The 25,668-nt window shown below is 37.8% G+C and carries 28 protein-coding genes, 1 tRNA gene and 1 other RNA gene; 26 read left to right on the top strand and 4 right to left on the bottom strand.

Annotated elements, in window-relative coordinates; all coding sequences use genetic code 11:
• Positions 1-39: 39 nt before the first annotated feature.
• The 17 genes from HNQ98_RS04515 to proC all read left to right on the top strand — a co-directional run bounded on the left by HNQ98_RS04515 (position 40) and on the right by proC (position 11,906).
• Complete coding sequence (locus HNQ98_RS04515; protein ID WP_014973759.1) at positions 40-669, top strand: class I SAM-dependent methyltransferase; 630 nt, start codon at positions 40-42, stop codon at positions 667-669.
• Positions 659-1,183 carry a tRNA adenosine(34) deaminase TadA gene (tadA, locus tag HNQ98_RS04510; RefSeq protein ID WP_014973760.1) on the top strand — a complete coding sequence of 175 codons (525 nt, stop codon included), beginning with the start codon at positions 659-661 and terminating at the stop codon, positions 1,181-1,183. Before HNQ98_RS04515 ends, tadA begins: the two co-directional genes overlap by 11 nt.
• A 45-nt stretch (positions 1,184-1,228) precedes the next feature.
• Positions 1,229-1,747 (top strand): HD domain-containing protein, encoded by a 519-nt coding sequence (locus HNQ98_RS04505; RefSeq protein ID WP_014973761.1) that lies wholly within the window; start codon positions 1,229-1,231, stop codon positions 1,745-1,747.
• A gap of 19 nt (positions 1,748-1,766) precedes the next feature.
• Positions 1,767-1,860, top strand: an RNA gene (ffs, locus tag HNQ98_RS04500) — signal recognition particle sRNA small type.
• Between the two features lie 112 nt (positions 1,861-1,972).
• Positions 1,973-3,739, top strand: coding sequence for a DNA polymerase III subunit gamma/tau (gene dnaX / locus HNQ98_RS04495; RefSeq protein WP_014973762.1), 1,767 nt, complete (start codon positions 1,973-1,975; stop codon positions 3,737-3,739).
• Between the two features lie 34 nt (positions 3,740-3,773).
• On the top strand, positions 3,774-4,379 hold the full coding sequence (recR, locus tag HNQ98_RS04490) for a recombination mediator RecR (RefSeq protein ID WP_014973763.1): 606 nt from the start codon (positions 3,774-3,776) through the stop codon (positions 4,377-4,379).
• Entirely contained in the window at positions 4,376-4,636 is a 261-nt protein-coding gene (locus HNQ98_RS04485; RefSeq protein WP_014973764.1) for a YaaL family protein, read from the top strand. The genes recR and HNQ98_RS04485 overlap by 4 nt, the downstream gene beginning before the upstream one ends.
• Before the next feature lie 29 nt (positions 4,637-4,665).
• Positions 4,666-5,310, top strand: coding sequence for a dTMP kinase (gene tmk / locus HNQ98_RS04480; protein ID WP_014973765.1), 645 nt, complete (start codon positions 4,666-4,668; stop codon positions 5,308-5,310).
• 3 nt (positions 5,311-5,313) lie between these two features.
• Positions 5,314-5,643, top strand: a complete 330-nt coding sequence (gene darA / locus HNQ98_RS04475; RefSeq protein WP_014973766.1) for a cyclic di-AMP receptor DarA — start codon at positions 5,314-5,316, stop codon at positions 5,641-5,643.
• Positions 5,643-6,566, top strand: coding sequence for a DNA polymerase III delta subunit-related protein (locus HNQ98_RS04470; RefSeq protein WP_014973767.1), 924 nt, complete (start codon positions 5,643-5,645; stop codon positions 6,564-6,566). Before darA ends, HNQ98_RS04470 begins: the two co-directional genes overlap by 1 nt.
• 1 nt (position 6,567) lies before the next feature.
• Entirely contained in the window at positions 6,568-7,443 is an 876-nt protein-coding gene (rsmI, locus tag HNQ98_RS04465; protein ID WP_014973768.1) for a 16S rRNA (cytidine(1402)-2'-O)-methyltransferase, read from the top strand.
• A gap of 42 nt (positions 7,444-7,485) precedes the next feature.
• On the top strand, positions 7,486-8,226 hold the full coding sequence (locus HNQ98_RS04460) for an acyl-[acyl-carrier-protein] thioesterase (RefSeq protein ID WP_014973769.1): 741 nt from the start codon (positions 7,486-7,488) through the stop codon (positions 8,224-8,226).
• A gap of 57 nt (positions 8,227-8,283) precedes the next feature.
• Positions 8,284-9,279: a UDP-glucose 4-epimerase GalE gene (gene galE, locus HNQ98_RS04455; RefSeq protein ID WP_014973770.1), complete on the top strand. Its 996-nt coding sequence runs from the start codon at positions 8,284-8,286 to the stop codon at positions 9,277-9,279.
• Positions 9,280-9,365: 86 nt separating this feature from the next.
• Positions 9,366-9,438 (top strand) — tRNA-Lys (locus HNQ98_RS04450).
• 143 nt (positions 9,439-9,581) lie between these two features.
• Complete coding sequence (locus tag HNQ98_RS04445; protein WP_014973771.1) at positions 9,582-10,343, top strand: M15 family metallopeptidase; 762 nt, start codon at positions 9,582-9,584, stop codon at positions 10,341-10,343.
• Between the two features lie 96 nt (positions 10,344-10,439).
• Positions 10,440-11,075 carry a deoxynucleoside kinase gene (locus HNQ98_RS04440; protein ID WP_014973772.1) on the top strand — a complete coding sequence of 212 codons (636 nt, stop codon included), beginning with the start codon at positions 10,440-10,442 and terminating at the stop codon, positions 11,073-11,075.
• Positions 11,076-11,138: 63 nt separating this feature from the next.
• Positions 11,139-11,906 (top strand): pyrroline-5-carboxylate reductase, encoded by a 768-nt coding sequence (gene proC / locus HNQ98_RS04435; RefSeq protein WP_014973773.1) that lies wholly within the window; start codon positions 11,139-11,141, stop codon positions 11,904-11,906.
• Between the two features lie 98 nt (positions 11,907-12,004).
• On the opposite strand, the gene HNQ98_RS04430 is transcribed toward proC, so the two are convergent.
• Positions 12,005-13,234 carry an aminopeptidase gene (locus HNQ98_RS04430; protein ID WP_014973774.1) on the bottom strand — a complete coding sequence of 410 codons (1,230 nt, stop codon included), beginning with the start codon at positions 13,232-13,234 and terminating at the stop codon, positions 12,005-12,007.
• 201 nt (positions 13,235-13,435) lie between these two features.
• Between HNQ98_RS04430 and HNQ98_RS04425 the strand changes: the two genes are divergently transcribed.
• From HNQ98_RS04425 to HNQ98_RS04410, 4 genes are all read left to right on the top strand, one after another.
• Positions 13,436-14,176 carry a GH25 family lysozyme gene (locus tag HNQ98_RS04425; protein WP_135198020.1) on the top strand — a complete coding sequence of 247 codons (741 nt, stop codon included), beginning with the start codon at positions 13,436-13,438 and terminating at the stop codon, positions 14,174-14,176.
• On the top strand, positions 14,173-15,174 hold the full coding sequence (locus tag HNQ98_RS04420; protein WP_014973776.1) for a Gfo/Idh/MocA family protein: 1,002 nt from the start codon (positions 14,173-14,175) through the stop codon (positions 15,172-15,174). Before HNQ98_RS04425 ends, HNQ98_RS04420 begins: the two co-directional genes overlap by 4 nt.
• A gap of 44 nt (positions 15,175-15,218) precedes the next feature.
• Complete coding sequence (locus HNQ98_RS04415) at positions 15,219-16,565, top strand: DEAD/DEAH box helicase (protein ID WP_014973777.1); 1,347 nt, start codon at positions 15,219-15,221, stop codon at positions 16,563-16,565.
• A gap of 97 nt (positions 16,566-16,662) precedes the next feature.
• Entirely contained in the window at positions 16,663-17,631 is a 969-nt protein-coding gene (locus HNQ98_RS04410; protein ID WP_014973778.1) for a DMT family transporter, read from the top strand.
• A 61-nt stretch (positions 17,632-17,692) separates the two neighbouring features.
• Here HNQ98_RS04410 and HNQ98_RS04405 read toward each other — a convergent pair whose 3' ends face one another.
• From HNQ98_RS04405 to ilvD, 3 genes are read right to left on the bottom strand one after another with little or no spacing between them, the layout of a single operon-like run.
• Entirely contained in the window at positions 17,693-18,688 is a 996-nt protein-coding gene (locus HNQ98_RS04405) for a bile acid:sodium symporter family protein (protein ID WP_014973779.1), read from the bottom strand.
• Between the two features lie 41 nt (positions 18,689-18,729).
• Positions 18,730-19,050, bottom strand: a complete 321-nt coding sequence (locus tag HNQ98_RS04400) for a metal-sulfur cluster assembly factor (protein ID WP_014973780.1) — start codon at positions 19,048-19,050, stop codon at positions 18,730-18,732.
• Positions 19,051-19,074: 24 nt separating this feature from the next.
• The gene (ilvD, locus tag HNQ98_RS04395) at positions 19,075-20,820 is read right to left on the bottom strand and encodes a dihydroxy-acid dehydratase (RefSeq protein ID WP_014973781.1); all 1,746 of its coding nucleotides are present in this window, start codon (positions 20,818-20,820) and stop codon (positions 19,075-19,077) included.
• Positions 20,821-21,209: 389 nt separating this feature from the next.
• On the opposite strand from ilvD, the gene HNQ98_RS04390 reads away from it, so the two are divergent.
• From HNQ98_RS04390 to sufU, 5 genes are read left to right on the top strand one after another with little or no spacing between them, the layout of a single operon-like run.
• The gene (locus HNQ98_RS04390) at positions 21,210-22,049 is read left to right on the top strand and encodes a helix-turn-helix domain-containing protein (RefSeq protein ID WP_014973782.1); all 840 of its coding nucleotides are present in this window, start codon (positions 21,210-21,212) and stop codon (positions 22,047-22,049) included.
• Positions 22,046-22,846: a Fe-S cluster assembly ATPase SufC gene (gene sufC / locus HNQ98_RS04385; RefSeq protein ID WP_014973783.1), complete on the top strand. Its 801-nt coding sequence runs from the start codon at positions 22,046-22,048 to the stop codon at positions 22,844-22,846. Before HNQ98_RS04390 ends, sufC begins: the two co-directional genes overlap by 4 nt.
• Position 22,847: 1 nt before the next feature.
• Complete coding sequence (gene sufD / locus HNQ98_RS04380; RefSeq protein WP_014973784.1) at positions 22,848-24,029, top strand: Fe-S cluster assembly protein SufD; 1,182 nt, start codon at positions 22,848-22,850, stop codon at positions 24,027-24,029.
• The gene (locus HNQ98_RS04375; protein ID WP_014973785.1) at positions 24,010-25,236 is read left to right on the top strand and encodes a cysteine desulfurase; all 1,227 of its coding nucleotides are present in this window, start codon (positions 24,010-24,012) and stop codon (positions 25,234-25,236) included. The genes sufD and HNQ98_RS04375 overlap by 20 nt, the downstream gene beginning before the upstream one ends.
• Positions 25,223-25,666: a Fe-S cluster assembly sulfur transfer protein SufU gene (gene sufU / locus HNQ98_RS04370; RefSeq protein ID WP_014973786.1), complete on the top strand. Its 444-nt coding sequence runs from the start codon at positions 25,223-25,225 to the stop codon at positions 25,664-25,666. Before HNQ98_RS04375 ends, sufU begins: the two co-directional genes overlap by 14 nt.
• Positions 25,667-25,668: the final 2 nt, after the last annotated feature.

Below are 25,668 nucleotides of genomic sequence, written 5' to 3'. Positions count from 1 at the left end.
AGGTACTTCTTTTTTTGTACATAAATTTAAGGAGTTCTCATGGTAGAATCTAAAGCAAAAATTGATGGTGAAATGTATTTCACTTCAAATCCTAATTCTGATCATCATTATCAAAACTTTGATTTTGAATTATTGGGTCAAACATTACATTTTATAACAGATAGTGGTGTTTTTTCAAAATCAACTGTTGATTTTGGTACACGAACAATGCTAGAAGCTTTGCCTAATACAAAACTAATTGAAGGGAAAGTATTAGATTTAGGTACTGGGTATGGTCCTGTGGGGATTGCTGTGGCAAAAACATTTGATCGAGAAGTTGATATGACGGATGTTAATGAGCGGGCTCTGGATTTAGCAAGGAAGAATGCAGAACGTAACGGCGTTAGTTCATTAGTGAATATTTTCCAATCTGATGTTTATGCTAATGTTCAGGATAAGTATGCTTTGATATTAGCCAATCCACCCATTCGAGCTGGAAAAAATGTTGTTACTGCGATGTTACAAGATGCGATGCACCACCTTTTACCAGGTGGTAAACTAATTGCTGTCTTGCAGAAGAAGCAAGGGGCACCATCAGCACAAAAAAATATGGCTTCAGCATTTGGTAATGCTAAAGTGATTCATAAAAACAAAGGATACTATATTTTGGAGAGCACATATGGCGACTAGCCCAACATTTAGCGATGAACAAGTTGATTATTTTATGCAAGAAGCTTTGAATGAGGCTAAATTGGCGGATGCAGAAGGTGAGGTGCCTATCGGTGCAGTTGTTGTGTATGATAATCAGGTGATTGCACGCGCGCATAACCATCGAGAGACGAACCAATTGGCAACGGCGCATGCTGAACTATTGGTTATTGAATTAGCCAATCAAGCTTTACATTCCTGGCGATTGGAAAACACGGCTTTATTTGTAACGTTGGAACCTTGTGTAATGTGTGCCGGTGCGATTATTAATGCCCGAATCCCGGCTGTTTATTATGGTGCAGACGATACTAAGGGTGGTGCGACACGGTCATTGTATAAATTATTAGAAGATGAACGGTTAAATCATCGTGTAGACGTTCACGTGGGCATTCGTAGTGAAGAATCTGGTAAGCTGTTGAAAAATTTCTTTGCTAAAATTCGAGCTAAACGACAACGTGTAAAAAGCGATGAAGCAAATAGTCAGCAAAAATTGTGAAATTGTATTATAATAATCAACATAACGTAAAGAGGTCAATACTACATGAAAAATCCCAATTCTTGGCGCACGGATCAAGATTATTTGAATATTGTTGATGATTTATTACAGTGTGATGAAGTACAGCAGTTGGCGCAATACACGCAACATCATTTTTCTAATCGTTTACGACACTCAGTTTCAGTTTCATATCAATCATATACTATTGCTAAAAAAATTGGGGCAGATGCAACCGCTACAGCACGTGCGGGACTTTTGCACGATTTATTTTATTATGATTGGCGTGTTACAAAGTTTGAAGAAGGTTCGCATGCTTATGTGCACCCACGTATTGCTTTAGAAAACGCGCAAAAAATTACACACATTAATGACAAAGAAGCAGATATCATTGTTAAGCACATGTTTGGTGCTACAATAGCACTACCAAAATATCGCGAAAGTTGGATTGTCTCATTAGTAGATGATTTTGCGGCGGTAAATGAGTATATGATACCAAAGGCTTATTTAACTTATTTTGCATGGCATACTAAATGGGTGAAAAAGGTCGCTGAAGTATTTGCGTAAATGCCAAAAATTAGATATAATAGTAAAGCAGGCAAGCGTCGGCTCCCGAACTGGGTCAGGACAGGAATGTAGCAGCCCTAAGGTTGTTCGAAGTTGTGCTTGTGTACATATTTGACCGCTTTGCGGTCTTTTTTTGTAAAGATTAGTGGTTAAAACAAGTTAGGATAAACTACAAAATCTGTATATGACATATTAATATTTTTTTGTTAGTTGGAGGTGATAACATTGGCATATCAAGCATTATACCGGGTTTATCGACCACGCACATTTGATGATATGGTTGGTCAAGAGGTTATTACACAAACACTTAAAAATGCCATTGAAACACATCAAACAGGGCATGCATATTTATTTTCTGGACCACGCGGGACGGGTAAAACATCTGCTGCTAAAATTTTTGCGCGTGAAGTTAATGGTATTGATGCGGCTACTGATGATTCACAAATTCCTGATATCATTGAATTTGATGCGGCATCCAATAGTCGAGTAGAAGATATACGCGATATTTTAACAAATGTCGATTACGCACCACTTGAAGCAGCATTTAAAATTTATATTATTGATGAAGTGCATATGTTATCTAACAGTGCATTTAATGCTTTGTTGAAAACACTAGAAGAACCACCAGTTAATGTGAAATTTATTTTAGCCACGACGGAGCCACAAAAAGTACCAGTGACAATTTTGTCGCGTACACAACGGTTTGAATTTAAGCGTATTGGTAGTTCAACTATTCAAAAACGTTTAGCAGAAATATTGACAAAGCAGAATGTTAAGTATGAAGAAGGCGCATTGCGTATTATTGCAAATGTTGCTGAAGGTGGCATGCGTGATGCATTATCAATTTTAGATCAAGTCATTGCTTTTGGTGCAGATATTGTGACGATTGATAATGCTTTGCAGGTAACTGGTTCAACAACTACGAAACGCTTGTTAACTTATTTGCAGCAAGTTAGTGGCTTTGATACACAAGCCAGTCTGAAAACATTACATGATATCTTACTAGAAGGCAAAGATGCACAACGGTTTGTTGCTGATGTGCTTGGTTTATTGCGTGATGTCATGTTAGCTGACGTGGCACCAGAATTAATTAAATCAACGATTGCGTTAACAGAACTTCAAGCTTTAACACAGCAATTAGGTACATCACGGATTCAAAAAATGATGATGACGTTAGATGATATTCAAAAGCAGTTAATGCAAACAATGCAGAGTGACATTTATTTGGAATTATTAACTGTAAAATTAAGTATGAATCCAACACAAAGTAGTACAATAGATAATGAACCTATACCATCAAGCCATCAAGCTGTCAAAGAAGTACAACAGGTAGATCGCAAACCTGAACAACAAGTTGAGAAAGTATCTACAACAAGTTCGGCAGATAAGCGTACTGTAAGCGAAGAAAAAATATCTGAACCGGTACCTATTAACGATAATAGTAACGGCAACGTACAAACACAAACATCTTCTCAAAAATTAATTGCTAGAACAGGTCAACAAGCTGTATTTGCCGTTTTAAAGTCAGCTAAGCGAGAATCATTAACGCGTATTAAAGAGAATTGGGCAACGTTAATTGGCCAATTTGATGTCACACAGCAAGCAATGTTGACCATTGCGGAACCGGTAGCTGCGAGTGATGAAGCTGTTGTATTGGCTTTTGATTATCCAGCGCTATTGGTCCAAGCTTTGCAAGATACAACTTTGCAGAGTCAGTTAAATAGCGCTTTACGTGATCAATCATTACCCGCTGAAATGGTACTGATTTCGCAGGATGATTGGCATCAAGAACGTGCTGCGTATGTTAAACAGCTGAAAGCTGGCACAGTTCCGGATGTTAAATTGGCAGATGTCGCGCGAGTTAGCGGTCCTTTGCAAAAAGAAGCGACATTGTCAGATGTAAAATTATCAGATAAAATTACGAGTGAACCAACAATTGTAGCAGAAGCAAAAAAATTATTTGGTGATGATATCGTGACTGTAGTAGATTAATGAAAGGATTGGCCATCATAGCCGTTTTAAATTTATGGATTATCCAGAACCTATTGCAAAATTAATCGATAATTATACCAAATTACCAGGCATTGGTGTGAAAACAGCTACACGCTTAGCCTTTTATACCTTAGGTATGGATGAAACCGATGTTTTTGATTTTTCAAAGGCCCTCACGAGTGCTAAACAAGATCTGACATTTTGTGAAATCTGTGGCAATATTACAGAAAAAAATGTTAACCCATGTGTGATTTGCCAGGATGATTCGCGTGACCAATCCACGATTTTTGTGGTTGAAAACTCACGCGATGTCATGGCCATGGAAAATACTCGTGACTATCATGGTTTGTACCATGTCTTGAATGGTATTATTTCACCAAGTGCAGGAACAGGCCCAGAAGACATTAATTTACCTAGTCTTATCCGACGTTTATCAGAGCATCAAGAAATTAATGAAGTGATTGTTGGGACCAATGTCAATGCTGAAGGTGAGGCGACTGCCATGTATTTAGCACGCCTGCTGAAGCCTGCTGGGTTAAAAGTGACAAGGTTAGCACATGGACTAGCTGTTGGTTCTGATATTGACTACGCTGATCAATTAACGTTAATTAAGGCTGTGCAAGGACGAACAGAATTATGATATTTGGTAAAAAGAAATATAATTTACGTCGAGAATATGACCAATCCCTAGTCTTTCAAATCGATAAAGCAAAAATTGACTGGGATACAGCACAAAATTCAGAAGAAGCTTTGCTAGATGGACAAGTCAATGTGCGTTTGATTCAGGCACAAACAGCACTAGCAAAAGCTAAATTCAATTATTTATATCGGGAGGCACGGCGCCGAAAAACAGTTGGGCATATGCAGACGCATGTGTTGAAAAGTGACCGTCTTTAATATAGTTATAACAACAAATAGGACAGAACATGAAAAAACCACTATTTATTACATTTGAAGGGCCTGAGGGTGCTGGTAAAACAAGTGTTTTACAAGCATTGATTGAAGAGTTGAAACCGATATTAGGTGATGATTTGGTAACGACGCGGGAACCAGGTGGTAATCCGATATCGGAAGCCATTCGCGATATTTTGCAGCCGACTGAAGATAATGGTATGGATGGCCGTACAGAGGCACTATTATATACTGCTGCGCGGCGCCAACATCTTGTTGAAGTTATATTACCAGCCTTGGAAAAAAATAAAGTTGTTATTTCAGACCGCTATGTTGATAGTTCATTGGCTTATCAAGGTGGTGGCCGTGGGTTAGGTGTAGAAAATATTTGGCAGATTAACCAATTTGCCATTGATGGGTTATTACCAGATTTGACTATTTATCTTGATGTACCTTCTGAACTTGGTTTAGCACGTGTGAAAGCAAATAGGCAGTCTAAAATAGACCGTTTGGATAAAGAAGCGTTGTCTTTTCATCAAACGGTTCGCCAAACATATTTAAAACTACAACGAGAATTTTCTGATAGAATTAAAATAATTGATGCGACACAATCTTTAGAAAAGGTAATTGATGATACGCATGCGTTGATATTCAATGCATTAGATATACCTAAGGAGTAAATGATGAAACTTATTACAGCTATTGTTCAAGATAAAGATACATCAAAATTAAGCAATGCTTTCGTGAAAGCAAACGTTCGTGCGACACGCTTATCAACTTCCGGTGGCTTTCTGCGTTCGGGAAATACGACATTTTTAATTGCGATTGAAGATGACCGTATGCAAGATGTATTAGATATAATTCAAAAAGTATCACAAAAACGTAAACAGTTTATGGTACCACCAGTCAGTCTGGATGCTGGTGCTGATCATGTCGGGGCTTACCCAATAGAAGTTGAAGTCGGTGGTGCTACTGTATTCACACAAAATATTGAATCATTTCATCAATTCTAATGGCACCAGATTTTTTTAAAACATCACAAACCACTTATCCAACTCAAGTGGCACATTTTGATGAGCTTATAGCTAACAATCAATTAAGCCATTTATATTTATTTGTGGGACCGAGCCAGCCGAAAAAACTGGCTTTTTCACGTTATTTAGCTTGGCAAATTGTTGGGGATAGCGGCCTTAATGCTATCAGAATTGAAAAAAATGAGCATCCTGATGTTAAAATAACACAACCTAGTTTACCGAAAAGTGGACATGGGACAAGACGTGTTTGGAAAGTTGAACAAATTCGTAATTTAACGCCAGACTTTGTGACAACAACACAGGAAAGTCAACGTAAAGTCTTCGTGTTTGATGCTGTTGAAACACTTAGTGGCGCATCGGGCAATGCTTTGTTGAAGTTTATTGAAGAACCAGCTGGTCCACAATTGATCGTGATGCTTGCAGAAAACGTTAACGATGTTTTGAAAACAATTCAATCACGAGCACAAATTGTTCATCTACTACCGGAAATACCAATTGATGATAGTGATGATATAGTCGATAATGATTGGCGAAAAAAAACACAGTTACTATTGTTTAAGTGGTTTGAGTTAATGATGCAGCGACGTATTGAGTCTTTTGCATATGTTCAGTTACAATTGATTGATCAGTTGAAAGAAGAAAAACAACAAGAATTATTTTTGGAATGGTTACATCAACTGTCCCGTGATACTGTTGTTTTTGGACAAGTACCAGATGAGCAGCTCATGTTTCCAAAACTAGTGGGTCTATATAAAACATTGCTTCAACATTATACCAATCAACAGCTCGTTCAAGCCAGTGATGCGATTTTTTCAGATGATCATTTACGGAAAATTAATGTGTCGTTACAGACACGATTAGAGAAGATAGTATTGGATACAACACTTGCGTTAGGAGAATGATGTGCAACAACAAAAAAGTTTTCAACAACGTGAAACAGGGACGTTGTTTTTAGTACCAACACCTATTGGTAATTTACAAGATATGTCGCCACGAGCAGTGGAAACGTTGCGTACTGTTGATTTGATTGCAGCTGAAGATACACGTCATACACAACAGTTACTCAATTATTTTGGTATTAATACGAAACAGACTAGTTTTCATGAACATAATTGGCAGGCTAAAATTCCTGGATTAATTGCTGACCTGCAAAATGGTAAAAGTCTTGCGCAAGTCAGTGATGCTGGCATGCCCTCTATTTCTGACCCAGGCAAAGAATTGGTAGCAGCAGCGGTTGAAAATGAGTTAACAGTTGTGCCGATTCCTGGAGCAACTGCTGGTGTCACAGCTCTAATTGCTAGTGGGCTGGTACCACAACCATTTTATTTCTACGGCTTTTTACAACGTAAAAACAGTGAACAACTCGTAGAATTACAACAGTTATCCACAATGCGTGATACCGTTATTTTTTATGAAGCACCACATCGATTAAAGAAAACCTTGGAAAATATTCAAAAAGTCATGGGGAATGATCGTCAGGTTGTGTTAGCTCGTGAATTAACAAAGCGATATGAAGAGTTTTTGCGTGGTAGTGTTGAAGAACTTGCTGTATGGGCCAAAAATAATGAAATTCGTGGTGAATTCGTTGTTATGATTGCAGGTACTACTGAAGAAATATTACCTGAAGCGCCAGAGGATGAAATATTTTTGTCTGTACAAGAAGCAGTAGAGGAATTGATCGCTAAGGGATTAAAACCAAATGCTGCAATTAAGCAAATCGCTAAAACACGTGGCTTAGCGCGACAAGCCGTTTATGCTGATTATCATGGTTTAAGTTAAGCTGTTACAAAGCTTATTTGGGGATGCTTGGAAAGGGATAACATGCAGACATACGAAATTCAACGACAAGTAGAGTATTATGAAGCGGATACAACTGGCAAACTATCATTACCTATGATTCTAAATTGGGCAGTTTTAGCTTCAAAGAATCAGAGTGACGATCTTGGCGTTGGACAAGACTTCCATTTGGAACGCGGGTTAGGTTGGGTTATCTTACAATACGAAGTCAATATTTTACGTCGTCCAAAAATTAATGAGAACATTAAAATACAAACTTGTGCTGCTAAATACAATCCGTTTTTTGTACGACGACCATTTTTGTTTTTGGATAAAAATGATCAAGAAATTATACGTGTCGATTCTATTTGGGCAATGATAGATATTGAGAATCGTAAGATGGCTCGTTTACCGCAAGATATTATCGAGAAATATCAAGCTGAAAAAGTAAAAAAAATTCCACGTATTCCAAATCCAGCACAAATTGGGCATGATGAGCCTTTTGAAGAAAATGATTATCATGTGCGGTTTCTTGATATTGATGCCAATAAGCATGTTAATAATTCTAAGTATTTTGAGTGGATGCAAGATGTAATCGCACCTGACTATCTATTAACGCACGAAATGACCTATATCAATTTGAAATTTGAAAATGAGGTTCGTTTAGGACATAATATTAAATCTCAAGTAAATCTTGGTGATAATTATAGTAAACATCGTATCATGGTTGGCGATGTTGTTAGTGCTGAAGCTGAATTTGAGTGGCGTGATAATACAGCTACTTGAATAAGTTACGTTAAACATAGTTAATTTTTGATATAATAGTGGTTAGAGGAAAGAATGATGTCAGTATTAGTATTAGGTGGCGCCGGTTATATCGGGTCACACATGGTCAAAACGTTAGTTGAAGCTGGACGTGATGTGGTTGTGGTTGATGCACTTTTCACTGGACATCGTGCAGCGGTTAATCCTAAGGCAAAATTTTATCAAGTTGATATTCGTGATAAAGATGCTTTATCAGCGGTTTTTGATCAGGAAAATATCGAACAGGTTGTTCATTTTGCAGCATTTTCTATTGTGCCTGAATCAGTTGCTAATCCATTAAAATATTTTGATAATAATACGAGTGGTATGATAACATTGCTTGAAGTTATGAATGATCATAATGTCAAGCAAATTGTCTTCTCTTCTACTGCAGCAACTTATGGTAATCCAGTTAATATTCCGATTAAGGAAACAGACCCACAAAATCCCATTAACCCTTATGGTGAATCAAAGTTAATGATGGAAAAAATTATGGCTTGGTCTGATTTAGCTGATGGCATTAAATGGGTAGCTTTGCGTTACTTTAACGTTGCTGGTGCAGCTGAAGATGCATCAATTGGTGAGGATCACACACCAGAGACGCATTTGGTACCTATTATTTTGCAAGCAGCGTTGGGTCAACGTGACTATATTGAAATGTTTGGCGATGACTATAATACACCTGACGGCTTCAATGTGCGTGATTACGTTCATGTGCTTGACTTGGCTGATGCACATTTGCGGGCCTTAAAATACTTAGCTGATGGTAACGATTCTAATCAATTCAATTTAGGTTCTGCCACAGGATTTTCTGTTAAAGAAATGGTTGAATCAGCGCGTACTGCCACAGGTGTAGCCATTCCATCTAGGATTGGTCCACGTCGTGCTGGTGATCCAGATATATTGATTGCTAATTCAGATAAGGCACGTGATATTCTTGGGTGGGCACCGAAGTATGATAATGTTCAAGATATTATCAAAACAGCTTGGAATTGGCATCAAAGTCATCCTAAAGGATATGACGATAAGAACTAATCAACTTTATTGAGGGTTTGCGTATAAAGTATTGTATATCTTATTAATCTATGGTATGATATTTTTTGTTGTGAAAGCAGCAAAATGGACAGCTAGCTCAGTTGGTAGAGCAACGGACTCTTAATCCGTGGGTCCAGGGTTCGAGCCCCTGGCTGTCCATCACAAGCGATATAATATTATATCGCTTTTTTTATTGATTAAATTATAATATTGTTGATAGTAGTTACTGACGTTAACTGCTAGCATTTTTTATTTAGTGACTAATTCGTGATAGAATAAAGAAAATAGCAGGGGGAATAGAAATGATGCGTAAGGGTTGGGTTATTTTTTTGGGTTTATTAATAGTTGCTGTTGGGGTAATGTATGGTTTGAATCAATCATCAAAAAATCGTTCAGACCGTAGTGTAACACAAAATAATATACCAAAAAAACAAATAGCAGCGCAAAAACAATTACCAAAAGGTGCTAAAGTTAACGATTGGCAATTAAAATTAGTTAACAAGCAACACCCCATCACAACTGAAATGACTTTTAGTAAGGTTACGGTTGATGATAAACAAATGGATATTCGCATTGAGAAACCACTAGCAGCATTTCGTGAAGCTGCTAAGCAAGCAGGCTATGCAACGACACTCGTGTCAGCATACCGGTCAATTGATTACCAAACAAAAGTTTATCAAAATTCAATTACTCAAAATGAAGCTAACGGCATGGATAAATCAGCCGCAACCAAGTTAACGCAGTCTGTCATTCAGACACCAGGGTCTTCTGAACATCATACTGGTTTAGCAGTAGATTTAGCTGGTAACGATGCTATAGCTAAATACCCTGGGCTGATGGCACAGATGGATGAATTCAAATCACAGCAGTGGCTCATTAAGCATGCACCAGAGTTTGGTTTTGTACTTCGCTATCCTAAAGACATGCAATCAATTAAGCAAACCGGCATTGATTATGAGTCTTGGCATTTTCGATATGTAGGTAGAACAAATGCTAAATATATGACAGATCATCATTTGACATTGGAAGCTTATGTGAAGCAATTACAGACAGTTCGCAAGTAGTTTGTTTTCGATATGTGAGACGATTAATTTCTGAAAACCAGACTAATTTTTGATATACTAGGTAAGTACTTAATCCAAAGAAATCAGGAGAGATGAATGATTGTATTATCGGGCACGATTGGTGCCGGCAAAACAAGTTTAACTAAAATGTTAGCAGATCACCTCGGTTCAAAGGCGTTTTATGAGAGTGTAAGCGACAATCCTATCTTGCCATTATTCTACGAAAACCCCAAAAAATATGGTTTTTTATTACAAATTTATTTTTTGAATAAGCGCTTGTCACAAATTAAAACAGCACAAAAAACTGGTAAAAACAATATTTTAGATCGCTCAATTTATGAAGATGCGTTATTATTTCAATTAACAGCAGATCTTAATCGTGCGACGCAAACAGAAGTTGATATTTATAAGTCACTTGTGGATAATATGATGTCAGAAATGGATGGGGTAGCTGATATTAAAAACCCAGACCTGTTAATTCATGTGCGGGTTAGTTTTGAAACGATGTTATCACGTATTAAAATAAGAGGGCGTTCATTTGAACAAATCGATGAGAACCCTGAACTATTCGACTATTATCAAGAGTTGAATCGCCGTTATGATGCTTGGTTTGACGCTTATGATCGTTCACCAAAGATTCAAATTGATGGTGATCGCTTTGATTTTGTTGAAGATGAGCTGTCACGTGATAAAGTTTTGGATATGATTGATACGAAACTAGCAGGAATTTAATCCAAACCAACTAAGCAGGTATTATGATGACATCTTGCTTTCTGCTAACAAGGAGATTAGTTTATGACAAAATATGGTTTTATCGGAACAGGTAATATGGCAAAAGCTATGATTCAAGGCTTATTGAAAAGTGGGGTTCAAGCAACTGATATTTTAGTTTCTTCACCGCGTTCGGCAAGTAAGCTTGCTGATACATGGGGCGTGTTAGCGTTGTCACCACAAGCCCTTATTGACGAGAGTAACGTGGTTGTTTTAGCATTTTTACCTAACCAACTAACCCGCATTACCAACGAGTTGCATTTTGATCAACAATTAATTATTTCTGTCTTAGCAGGTATTTCTCTATCAGAATTGCAAGAAGCCACGCATTCAACTGAAATTGTCCGTACACTACCTAATGTCAATGTCGCAATTAATCAAGGACTGATAGCATTTGCATCTGGGCAATTAATGGCGCCCAATGCACAACTTTTTGGACAGTTTACTGAGAAGTTGGGAGAAAGTACAGATTTATCTGAAGATCAGTTTACTATTTTCTCTGCTATAGCGGGTTCTGGACCAGCTTTTGTATTTAAATATATTAAAGCATTGTCACAAGCCGGAATAAACAACGGGTTATCAGAAGAGGTAGCCACTAATATTGCAACGAAAACAGTGTTGGGTTCTGCTATGATGTTAGCATCATCGGATGCTACAGCACAAGAATTGGAAGATAAAGTGGCTTCACCAGGTGGCTCGACACGCGCTGGTTTAGATGATCTAGATGCTGAAAATTTTGATGATGCTGTTAAGCATGCTATTAAGGCAACGATGCAACACAAGCATTTATAATTTTCTGACTAATCGACAATTAAATCTGGCAGTGATTTGTTAATTAAAATGACCTGAATCTCATTATATGTTGAGATCCAGGTCATTTTAATTATATATTAAGCCCAATCGCCAGAACGGAATACAGGGATAATATCACCATCTTGAGTGATACCATCAATTGACATGTCAGCAGAGCCAATCATGAAATCAACGTGAACATCTGAAATATTCCAGCCGCGAGACGCGAGATCTTTGGGATTGGTTGTTTTACCATCAATAATATTTGAGGCATAGGCGGCACCAATAGCTAGGTGATCTGAAGCATTTTCATCAAATAATGTGTTATAAAATAAAACATGACCTTGTGAAATTGGGGAAGGATCTGGGACCAATGATACTTCGCCAAGTGATTTAGCACCGTCGTCGGTGTTAATAATTTGGTTTAACACATCTAATCCTTTAGTTGCAGATGCATTGACGATTTTACCATCTTTGAAATCTAATGTGATATTCTCAATGAGATTACCTTGATAAGAGAGCGGTAAAGTAGCTGCAACATGACCATTAATGTTGCGATTATCAGGTGCAGTAAAAACTTCTTCAGTTGGCATATTTGGTATAAAAGTGTTGCCTGCTTTATCGGACGAGATAGCAGCCTCCCAAATATGTCCAGTGGCTAAACCAATTGTGAAATCTGATTGACTATTTTTATAGTGTAATGCTTTAAAGTTTTGCGAAGTTAGCCAGTCTGCTTTTTCTTGCAAAGTTGTAATATGAGCTTGCCAATTTTCAAGTGCATCTGAATTATCATCAATACGCACATCTTTTAATATTTCTTCCCATAACCGTTGAACAGCAGCTTCGCCATGCAAATCTGGAAACACTTTTTCAGCCCAAGCGCGTCCAGCAGCAGCGACAACTAGCCATGAAATGTCGTCTTTCATAGTTGCCTCACGAACACGACTTAGCGCTTTTTGTTTCGTTTTTAAGTAAGTAGATAGTCGTTTGGAATCAACAGTGGCTAATCCATCTGGATCTTGTGAGAGTAAAGAAATGCGTGAGGCAAAATTATCCATGAGTGTATTAGCTTTGTCTATCTCATATTTAGGGACATATTCTAATCGTTCAATGGGCGCGTGAGATAAGAAGTCTTTGTCAATTTGCTGATCTGACCACTCAACAACGACCTCCCTTGCGCCGGCTGCATAAGCTGCGTTAACGACTTTACGTGCGAAATAAGCTTCATCAACAGCGGCATATAAAATAATTGTTTGCCCAGGTTGGACGTTAACGCCACGTTTAATAATGAGTTGGGCGTACTGATTTAATTTGGTTTCAAGTGACATGATTATAATGTATGGTAGTTACAAGGTCAAATAACTAACCAATTTAGCCTCCATAATATTTGTTGTGTTTCATTATTATCTCATTTAAAATTACTATCTTCAATAGAAACTTATTGTTTTTTCATTATTTGTGATATAAGTTTAATATAAATTCCAGGACATTATAGCGCTAATTTCCTATAATTTTTGTATAATAGAAGTATGACAAACAACGCACACACGCCATCAAAAAAAATTAAATCTAAAAAATCTTTAACATGGTTTAGTTCTTTTCTTATCATAGTAGGAATTATAAGTTCTTTTTCTGTCTGGATCTTTACTAAGCCAGCTGTTGTGAATTCTGACGCGACACCTGCTGGATTTTCAATGCAGGGAGTGGCTATTAATCAGCCATCAAGCTATGTTGATTATTCTAATTTAGCTAATAACGGGATTAATTTTGCTTATATAGCTGCCACGACTGGTGATTCATTTACCGAAGATAATTATCAAACTAGTTATAAACGTGCGGAAGCAGCTAGTTTAAAAGTGGGTACGCTGCAAACATATGATTCAACGACAGATGCGTCCACACAAGCGCAATATTTGATTAATCATGTGGGCAATCAAGTAGGACAGCTACCAATTGCTATTTCTGTGGCTTCAAGGCAAGTATCGACGCGATCAGACAAGGAGCGTTTAGCTGAATTGATTACAATTCTTAATGACCATTACAATAAATCAGCGATTATTTACACAACGCCGGACGTGCAAAAAAGATTGAGCACCGTTATTTCGAAGACGAAGTACTGGCTTGTTGAAGATAATCTCAAGAATACAGCAAAGGAGAATCAATTTATTCAATATAGTGAAGATCACACCATTGGTACAGGGTTGAAAGCCATTAAAATGCCAACAAGCGTGTTTAACGGCACGAGAAAGCAATTTGAGGACATAAAATGATTAAATTAGGTGTTATTGGTACAAGCTGGATTACAAAAATGTTCATTGAGGCGGCACAAAAAACAACAGCATATGAATTATCAAAAATTTATTCTCGTACAATTGAACGTGGGGAAAATTTTTTAAGTACGTTATCTACTAATGACGTCTCAATTGTGACCACGTTAAGTGACTTATACACTAACATTGACGCTGTCTATATTGCTTCTCCAAATGCTTTACATTTTGAACAGGCTAAGGCAGCTATTGAAGCAGGGATAAATGTTATTGTAGAAAAACCGGCTTTCAGTAATCCAACAGAGTTTGCAATTATTGAAGAGCTACTGGCGTCACATCCCGATGTCCGTTTCTTTGAAGCGGCGCGACATGTGCACCAATCTAACTTTAAAATTATTGAACAAACAATGGGTGAACTCACCCAATTGCAAGGAGCAACATTTGTTTACCAAAAGTATTCTTCGCGTTATGATGCTTATTTAGCCGGTGACGAGCCAAATGTTCTAACACGCGAATTTAGTGGTGGTGCGTTGTATGATTTGGGCGTTTATCCATTGTATGCGGCTATCTCTTTGTTTGGCACACCGCGAGCTGTACAATATTTACCAACTTTACTTAGAAACGGTGCTGATGGTAAGGGAACAGCTAACTTGTTTTTCGATGATTATAACGTGACACTTCTTTTTGGTAAAAGTGCTAATTCTTATTTACCCAGTGAAATTTATGGTTTGAAAGAAACCATTGTGATATCAAATATTGCAGAACTTGAAGAAGTTAAGTATTATGATGGTGAGGGGAATGCTGACACTATTAGTGAAAAAGTGGCTGATAATCCAATGATTAAAGAAGCACAGGATTTTGCTGATATAATTAATGATCCAGTAGCACAGCATGAACATTATAATCAATGGTTCCAGTTAGCAAAACAGGTCAATCAAACACTTTTTGACTTGCGTCAGTCAGCTGGTATCGTTTTCCCAGCTGATGAACTGCAAAATTAGCAACGACATATTTTAATGGCATCGCCATTTCAGAAAGAATTTTAATGACAATTAAACCAGAACTACTAGAAAAATTTAACGCACAATTCGATGAACCAACACCTATTCAAAATGCGGTTTGGAATCGTTTAGCCAAAGGTGACAGTATTTTTGGCTTGGCACCAACGGGAACCGGCAAGACGCTAGCTTTTATTTTACCAATTCTGTCGCGTATAGATGCGACAAGTAAGCGTACACAGGTTTTAATTTTAGCGCCCAGTCAAGAATTAGCCATGCAAACGACAGCAGTAGCTCGTGAGTGGGGTGCTTATGTTGGTGTCTCTGTTACTAGCTTAATCGGTGGTGCTAATGGGCGCCGTCAGGCTGATAAGTTAAAAAAAGATAAGCCACATATTGTTGTCGGTACATTAGGTCGCGTGTTAACAATGATTGATGGTCATGTCTTGAAACTAAATGACCTTAAAACAGTTATTTTCGACGAAGCTGATGCCATGATGAATGATGAACGCCATGAAAGTTTAGAACAATTGGCTGCTCAACTACCACAGCCGATACAATTAGGCTTGTTTTCAGCAACCTCGGGTGCTGATTTGAAATATGTAGCAGAAACATTTTCGCAAACTGTTCATCCAATTTCGGTTGGCACTGACGCACCGACTGCAATTACGCATGAATTTCAGTATGTTGATCAAAAAGCAAAAGCTGCTGTATTGGTACAGCTAGCACGTCAACATCAACAAGCACTTGTATTTTTCAATACGATTAGTGGGTTAGTTAACATGCAGGCTACATTACGCCATGCGCATGTGAGTGTGATGAGTATTGGTAGTAACGACAAGCGTCAAGTTCAGCGCGCGGATGCCCTACGTTTGTTCAAACAAGGAGAGGTTGACCTTTTGTTAGTGACCGACGTAGCTGCTCGTGGATTAGATATTGAAGATTTGCCATTGGTTGTCAATGCACAATTACCAGAACGTAAAAAAACATATGTCCATCGTACAGGTCGTACTGGTCGTATGGGTAAAGCTGGGCGGGTGTTGAACTTGGGAAATGATCATGATATTCGTGATTTAAAGCGTGAATTAGGTGATGATTTCCATTTGGTTAAAGCAGCCAATCAGTATTTGGATCAAAAGCAAACTAAAGTTAAAGATGAATCAATATCTCAAACGCCAAAAAAAGAACCTCGGCTAGCGCACAAAGTAGTTGAGGTAGCGCCATCAGCAAGCAAAATTCAAGCTACAAGTACACAGCATGTGACTAAAAATCAGAAACCATCACTTAAAGCAGCAATTGATGCTGTGCCTGAAAAGCCAAAGAAGAAAAAGCGTTTGAAAGATTCAAAAAATAAAGGTAAACCTAAATGGGCAAAAAAGCATGACGAAAAATGATGTGTAAGCATCATTTTTTTATTTGATGTAGAAAATAATTTAACACCGCGGCCAAAAAGTAATATACTGGAAATATATTAAATGACAGGGATGTATAATGAAAAAAGCTTATATTTATGTATTCATTTCAACTTTTTTGTTTAGTTCAATGGAGATTGCGCTAAAATTAGCGGGCAGTGAATTTAATGGTACGCAAATTAATTTTTTGCGTTTTGGCATAGGTGGCTTGGTCTTGTTACCCTTGGCCATACATCGGATGCAACAACGACATATTCGTATCATAGGACGTGATTTGCGAATGTTTTTACTGACCGGCTTAGTTGGTGTTGTTATTAGTATGAGTTTATACCAAATTGCTGTTGAAATTGATAAGGCATCAACGGTTGCGGTATTATTTAGTTCTAATCCTATTTTTGCGCTATTGTTCAGCTACGTCATTTTACATGAAACGCTGAGTCGAACAAACTTGTTAGCAGTTATTATTTCTATGATAGGTTTAGTGATTATTGTTAATCCAATACATTTGACTAATCCTCTAGGTATTGCATTATCGTTAGGTAGTGCTTTGACGTTTGGCTTGTATGCTATTATTACACGACGATATTCAATGCAACGTGGCTATGATGGATTGGCAATGACTTGCTTTTCATTTATTGCTGGTGCATTAGAATTACTTGTTATTATTGGTATATCACATATTCATGTAGTTGCTCAGGTCATGAGCGGTTCAGTGGCGTTACGTAATTTCTCTAATGTGCCCATTATTCAAGGCATAAACGCAGACGATATTTGGATGTTGCTTTATATTGCGGTCGGTATTACGGCAGCGGGTTATGTATTGTACGCATTAGCGATGGAAGCAGGGGATGTTTCTACGGCTTCGTTAATTTTCTTCATCAAGCCAGCTTTAGCACCAATACTAGCTTTAATTATTTTACAAGAACAGATACTGTTGAATACTATCATTGGTGTTGTAGTTATTGTTACCGGGTCAACAGTAATGTTTATTGGCAATCGATTTGCTGACAAACAAAACACAAGACCTTACCAAACTGCCAAAGAGTGAGTTTTGGCGTAATTATTATTTAAAAAAAGCAGACAATTTATAAATTGTCTGCTTTTTTAAATTAGTTTTCTGGGGAAATTGTATAAGCTGGTGATGTTTTGGGCTTTTTTTCTGAATGCTTTTTCCATAAAGAAGCTAATACAGATCCTGAGACATTGTGCCATACTGAGAATATGACCGCAGCAATAGCTGAAGCAGGTTCAAAAAATGAAATAGCTAATGTCGAAGCTAAGGCAGAATCTTGCATACCGACTTCAAAGGTAATGGCTTTTTGTTGTGGTATATCCATTTTCATCAATTTTGAGAACAAAAATCCTAATGAATAACCTAATAAATTGTGTAAAATAACAACGGGAATCAAAATTAATGTTGAAACTGCCAAAATAGTATGTGAATTAGCAGAAAGAACGGCTAAAATAATGACTAAAATAGCAATTTGAGAAATCAAAGGCATGACCTCAATAATCTTTTGAACATGCTGCTTAAAAATAGTATGAACAATGACACCTAATACAATTGGGATGATCACAATTTCAAATGCCGAAAAGAACATTGACGAAAATGGTACTTTAACCCATCTGCCAGCTAATAATTTTAACAGTGTTGGAATCATCACGGGTGCTAGTAGCGTTGATAATAGTCCAATAGAAACATCTAGGGCCACATCACCACCAGACAAAAACGACATCACATTGGAAGACGTACCAGATGGTGCTGATCCAACAAGAATGACACCAACAGCTGCAGCACCAGTTAAGCCAAACAAATGTACAAGCATAAATGCGATCAATGGCATGATCACGTAATGCGCAACCGTTCCTAGAATAACTTGCAGTGGATTTTTTGCAACACGTTTAAAATCAGTCGGTGCTAGTGTGATACCCATGCCGAATAAAACAATCATTAATAAAATAGAAACTGCTGACAAGTGACCAATTTTTGTGGTAGCTAATAATGTGCCTGGGTTTGGCATGAAAATAGCTAGTAAAGTAACTAAAATCACGAACAAAGTAAAGTAGTTTGTTAGAAAATTTGAAACGCGTTTCAATTTAATCATATTTTTCTCCTAATAATAGTATATTTAATGGTACTGAGTTGTTATGCATGTATGCCAAGCGCCATTTTTGCATAGCGACTCATGTTGTTGACAGACCAAGCTGGTTCCCATACTAATTCCACACACACTTGGTTAATTTCCTCCAAAGGCATTAGTGCATTAATAATCATTTTTTCCAGGACAGCAGTTAACGGACAGCCCATAGTGGTTAGGGTAAGTTTCACAGTGAGATTGCCATCGGAAGCCATGGTTAAGCCATATACTAAACCTAAATTAACAATATCACAGCGCAATTCGGGATCAATGACTTGTGATAGAGCTGATAATATACGATCTTCCAGATTTTCTGTTGTATTCTCCATAGTGTGATCCTCATCAGTTAATTGTTATAGTTTAGGAAACAGCTCATCGGCACCTTTCAGAACAGCGCCTGTATTAGCTGAAGTCACCAAAGCTTGGTAACGTGCTAGCCAGCCATTACGAATTTTTGGCATGAATGGTGTCAGGGATTGGCGACGTACATCTAATTCTTGTTCATCAACATGTAAATCGATTGTGCGATTGACTAAATCAATGGTAATTTTGTCACCATCGTGAACAAGTGCAATTGGCCCACCTTCAGCGGCTTCTGGGCTAATGTGGCCCACCGAAATACCACGTGAAGCACCAGAAAAACGGCCATCAGTTACTAGTGCAACTTCTTTACCAAGTCCCATACCAGTGATAGCAGATGTTGGTCCTAACATTTCAGGCATACCTGGTCCACCTTTTGGTCCTTCATAACGGATGACCAAAACCTGACCAGCATGAATTTTTCCAGAATCAATTGCTTCTACGGCTTCTTGTTCTGAATTAAAGACGATGGCTTCACCAGTGAAAGTTTTGATACTGGGGTCAACACCACCGGCTTTGATAACGGAACCTTTGGGCGCAATATTACCGTATAAAATTGATAAACCACCTTCTTTTGAGTAGGGGTTAACATCAAATTTACGAATAATTTCATCATTGAGTATTGGGTGATTGGCTACGTTTTCACGCAATGTTTTACCAGTAACAGTCATGCGATCCGGATGTAAAATGTTACCCATACGAATTAATTCGTTAACGATGGCGGGCACACCGCCAGCATTATGAACATCTTCCATTGCCCATTTTGAAGATGGGGCAATTTTTGATAAGTAAGGGACCTTTTCGGCTATTTTGTTGATATCTGACTGATCATATGGAATACCAGCTTCATGAGCGATTGATAAAATATGTAGTACAGTATTGGTTGATCCACCCATTGCCATATCCAGTGCCATCGCATCATCCAAAGATTCTTTTGAGATAAGATCGCGAGGTCGGACATTATCACGTACCATACGCATGAGGTTTTTAGCCCCTTCACGCACTAACTCGCGTCGTTCATCAGATATTGCCAAAGCTGTACCGTTAAAGGGTTGGGCAATACCCATGACTTCCATTAAGGTATTCATTGAATTCGCAGTAAACATGCCTGCACATGAACCGCAAGTGGGGCAAGCGTTTTGTTCTAGCTGTAAAAATTCTTCTTGAGACATCAGGCCAGATTTAAAAGTGCCCACTGCTTCAAACATAGAAGACAATGTTGTTGCTTTGCCATGAGCATCTAAACCAGCCTTCATTGGGCCACCAGAAACAAAAACTGAAGGGACATTACAACGTAATGAAGCCATAATCATACCTGGTGTTATTTTGTCACAGTTTGGCATGAAGAAAACACCATCAAACCAGTGAGCAGTAATAACAGTTTCAGCTGAATCAGCAATTAGTTCACGCGATGGTAAAGAGTAGCGCATACCTAGATGCCCCATGGCGATACCGTCGTCCACACCAATTGTGTTAAATTCAAACGGAATGCCACCAGCATCGCGAATGGCTTGTTTTGCTACCTCTGCTAATTCACGTAGGTGAACGTGACCCGGGACAATTTCTATATAAGAATTGCAAATTGCAATAAAGGGTTTCTTCATATCTTCGGGATCTTTAACCTGCCCAGTAGCATAAAGTAGTGAACGTGCCGGTGCTTGATGTATACCCATTTTGATATGATCTGATCTTTTTTTGATATCATCTGAGTTGACGTTAAAAGAAAAAGTGTCTGCCATGTGTATATTCTCCTTATTTTCTAATTTTTAATAGATGGTTTAATTATATAGACCTTCGTAAGACAGTCAATGAGATATTCCAATATTATATTGATTTAATTTTTGTTTGCTATTTAAGTCGGTTAATTTATGATAAAATTCTTGACAACTTTTAATATTAGAACTATAATTACTTCATGTTTATTTTTATTTGATTTTTAACGAGGCCATTATGAAAAATGTAAAAAACAACCAAATCATTCTCAGTCTACTTATTATTTGTTAATAGGTAGGCATATTTGGAGTGAATGTCTACTATATATTTAGTAGACAGTTGGGAAATAATCAAAAATCACCCTAGCTGTAGTGACAGCTAGGGTGATTTTTTTTTATAGATAGAAGGGGAAATAATGATTGATGTTGAAAAATTTATTGGGACAAGGAAAAAACTGAAAATTTCTCAAGTGGCCTTATCAAAGGGGGTTTGTACACAAGCAACATTATCGAAGTTTGAAAATCATCAACAGATTCCGGCAATTGACATCATGGTCACGCTATGTGAAAGACTTGGTTTAACATTAAATGATATTTTTCCAGTTCAAATTAAGCAACAGAAAAGTAAAGATGTCTTATCTAATGTTATCATAGCTATGGGCTATCAAAATATTGAACGGTTTAGGCAGGACACTCAGGAGATTGTACCGAGCAAATTAGGTAAGGCAGAAAGCAATAGTTATCAACTAACACAGTATTTTGCAGCTGTGATGTGGCAGCAGGATACTGATCAGGCACAAAAAATCATTACTAAAATAGATATTCCAGCGCTACCATCAACGCAAAAATATGCTTTTTATGCTATTACACTACATTATTACTTAATGATAAATGAACGTGGCGATGCACAAAAGATGTTTGAAGATTTGGCAAAACATCGTGAAGTGATTATATCGGGGCAGTATTCTATTTTTCAATTAATGACATTTTATTTATTAGCTCAGTATCAAATGGCTGTTAAAAAGCATACGGAAGCTATGGCTTGGGCTGCAATTGGTATTGATATAGCAAGTAAGAATGACCGTACTTACTTCCTAGAAAATCTATTCTGGTTACTAGTTGAAGCAGGAGATATCTGGCATAATCAAAGTTTTATCGTTAATGAAATGATTGAAAATGCGCGTGTGATTGCTAAAATGCATGGTAATCAAGAGATTTTAGACAAAGTTAGTCAACGTAAAAAGGGGAAAAAATGACAACGTTAAAAATAGTTAATTTACATGTTTCAGTAGAAGGTAAGGAAATTTTAAAGGGATTGAATTTAACAGTTAGGACAGGTGAATTTCATGCTATTATGGGTCCAAACGGTACTGGAAAATCAACCTTATCACAAACAATTATGGGACATCCGGCTTATGAAGTGACATCAGGACATATTTATATGGATGATCAAGACTTAGCTGAATTAAGTGTTGATGCACGTGCACGCGCTGGTTTGTTTCTGGCCATGCAATATCCTTCTGAAATTCAAGGCGTGACAAATGCTGAATTTATGCGAGCGGCTATCAATGCACGTCGTCCTGAAGATGATCCAATTAATGTGATGGATTTTATTAATAAGCTAGATGAAAAACGTGAGTTTCTTTCGATGTCTGAAGAAATGGCTGAACGTTATCTCAACGAGGGCTTTTCTGGTGGTGAAAAAAAGCGTAATGAAGTCTTACAAATGATGATGATTGAACCTAAAATTGCGATTTTAGATGAAATTGATTCAGGATTAGATATTGATGCATTGAAAGTTGTGTCTCGAGGGGTTAATGAGATGCGTTCAGATGATTTTGGTACATTGATGATTACACATTATCAACGATTATTGACTTATATTGTGCCGGATTTTGTTCATGTGATGATGGATGGTCGTATTGTGAAAACAGGTGGTGCAGAGTTAGCACAAAAATTAGAGTCAGAAGGATATGCTGGTCTCCGTAATGAATTAGGTATAGATGCGCATTTGACGGATGAAGATGCTAACTCATATTTTGTGGAGGGTTAATATGAATAAGACGGTAGAATTAGATATGCCGATTTTTCCTAAGGTACGTTATTCGGGTTGGCATTTAGATGAAATTGAACCATCTTTAGCTGAAGTAAAGGAACGCCACTATATTAATGATCAGGCATTTGGTATCGAAGTGAACGGTCAAGCAACAGCTTACCAACACGTACCAGATGCTTTAACAGCACAAGGTGTGCGTGTTATGAGTATGTTAAAAGCGCAAGCACTTTGCCCAGAATTATTATCGCAATATGTTGGTCAAGTGATTCCAGCGACAACTGATCGTTTAGTAGCACAAAATTTTCATTATTTTAATACCGGAATTTTTGTTTATATTCCAGATGATACACAAGTAGATGATGTTTTGCAGCTAGCTCTTAATCATGTGGCAACTCAAGGTCAAGACATGATGGCTCGTATTGTAATATATGTCGGTCGCCGTGTGAAATTATCAATTTTTCAACAAATGCATACGCTGGGTGAAGTAAAATCCAAAGCTTCGGTGGTTATTGAAATCATTGCAGCAACAAGTGCACAGGTAACCTATGCTAACGTTGATGCCTTTTCTGATGTGACAACAGCCTATATCAATCGGCAGGCGCTAGTTACTGAACATGCTACAGTTAACTGGGAAAATGCATCATTTAATGATGGCAATGTTATCACGCAATTGGAAAGTCATTTACGTGCCGAAGGTGCCACATCGCATGCAGAGGTGATTGCATTATCCTCTAAAAAACAGGTGCAAGGCATCATGACAACGGTTGAAAATAGTGGTCGCCATTCAGTGGGGCATATCTTTCAACGTGGTGTGATTTTGAATCGCTCGAAACTTGTTTTTAATGGTATAGGCAGAATTATTAAGGGTGCAAAAGGTGCTGATGCGCAGCAAGAATCACGTGTATTAATGTTATCACGACGCGCACGTGGCGACGCGAACCCCTTATTATTAATCGATGAAAATGATGTCACTGCTGGGCATGCGGCTTCTGTTGGACAAATTGATGAAAACCAAATGTATTATTTAATGAGTCGCGGTATTAGTAAAAAAATAGCCCGAAAACTTGTTATTCGTGGTTTTATGGGTGAAGTCTTGGCTAAGATGCCAACAAAATTTGCTCAACAGTTAATTATTGATGAAATTGAAAGAAAGTTACAAGATGAAAATGAAACAAGCTGATTTTCCGATATTAAATCAAACAATCAATGGTCAACGTATGATTTATTTAGACAATGCTGCGACATCGCAAAAGCCAAAACAAGTCATTGACGCAATGACACACTATTATCAAGTGGATAATGCTAATGTCCATCGCGGTATTTATGATTTATCGGAACGGGCGACAGCCGCTTATGAAGCTAGCCGTGACAAAGTACAAGCATTTATTCATGCCAAGTATCGTAAAGAAATTGTTTTTACACGTGGTACGACAGAGTCCATCAATTGGCTAGCTAGTACATATGGTGTCGCACATGTAACCGCAGATGATGACATCGTGATTTCTTATATGGAACACCATTCAAATATTGTCCCTTGGCAACAATTAGCTCAGAAAACGGGTGCTAAATTAAAATATGTTAATTTAAATTCTGATGGGACGCTTGACATGTCTGATTTGGCTCAAAAAATAACCGATCAGACTAAAATTGTGTCAATCGCGCATGCTTCAAATGTTTTAGGCGTGGTCAATCCCATTCAGGAAATTGCCAACATTGCGCATCAACATGGAGCAATCATGATTGCGGATGGTGCCCAATCTGCTCCGCATATGGTAGTTGACGTGCAAGCATTAGGTGTTGATTTTTTTGCTTTTTCAGGTCACAAAATGATGGGTCCAACCGGCATCGGTGTTTTATATGGTCGACTATCTTTACTGGAACAAATGACACCGGCACAATTTGGTGGTGAAATGATTGAACGCGTTAGTCTTACGGGAGCCACATTCAAGCCAGTACCTTGGCGATTTGAAGCTGGGACACCGAATATTGCCGGCGCTATTGGTTTAGGAGCAGCAATTGATTATTTAACGGCATATGGTATGACACAAATTGAAAATGATGAACGTCAACTTGTTGCCTATGCTTTGCCCAAATTATTGGCTATATCCGGGTTAACTGTTTATGGACCACAAGATTCTGCCTATCATACAGGTGTTATTGCCTTTAATTTAGCTGGTATTCATGCGCATGATTTGGCGACAGCATTGGATCAAGAAGGTATTGAAGTACGTGCAGGGCATCATTGTGCACAACCATTAATGACTAAGTTGAATCTTTCCGCGACAGCCCGGATAAGTGTATATAGCTACAATACAATGACTGAAATTGATCGATTAATCTCAGTGCTTGAGCAAATTAAGGAGTATTTTAGTCATGAGTTTGCATAATTTAGACAATTTATATCGTCAGTCTGTAATGGCCTACGCTAAACATCCACGCCACTATCGACCAGTAGCAACAACAGACTGCAATCAAGCCACAAAATACAATCCAACCTGTGGTGATACAATAACAATATCGGTTGAGTTATCAGGGGATTTGATAACAGATATTCATTTTTATGGTGATGGTTGTGCAATTTCGAAAGCATCTGCGTCGATGATGACTGATCTTGTCATCGGTAAAGATAAAGCCGAAATTCAACAACTAATGGATAATTTCTTAAAAATGACCATGGGCGAGCAAGTAGATACTGACACGTTAGGGGAGGCACAACTACTAGCTGGGGTGACTAAATTTCCAACGCGAATTAAATGTGCGACATTGCCTTGGCATACGTTGCAAGCGTTACTATTTTCAAAAGAGGAGGCAAAATAACT

Origin of the sequence: Leuconostoc carnosum (assembly GCF_014207505.1) — a bacterium.
Taxonomy (GTDB): Bacteria; Bacillota; Bacilli; order Lactobacillales; family Lactobacillaceae; genus Leuconostoc; species Leuconostoc carnosum.
This window is presented reverse-complemented; position numbering and strand designations above follow the sequence as displayed.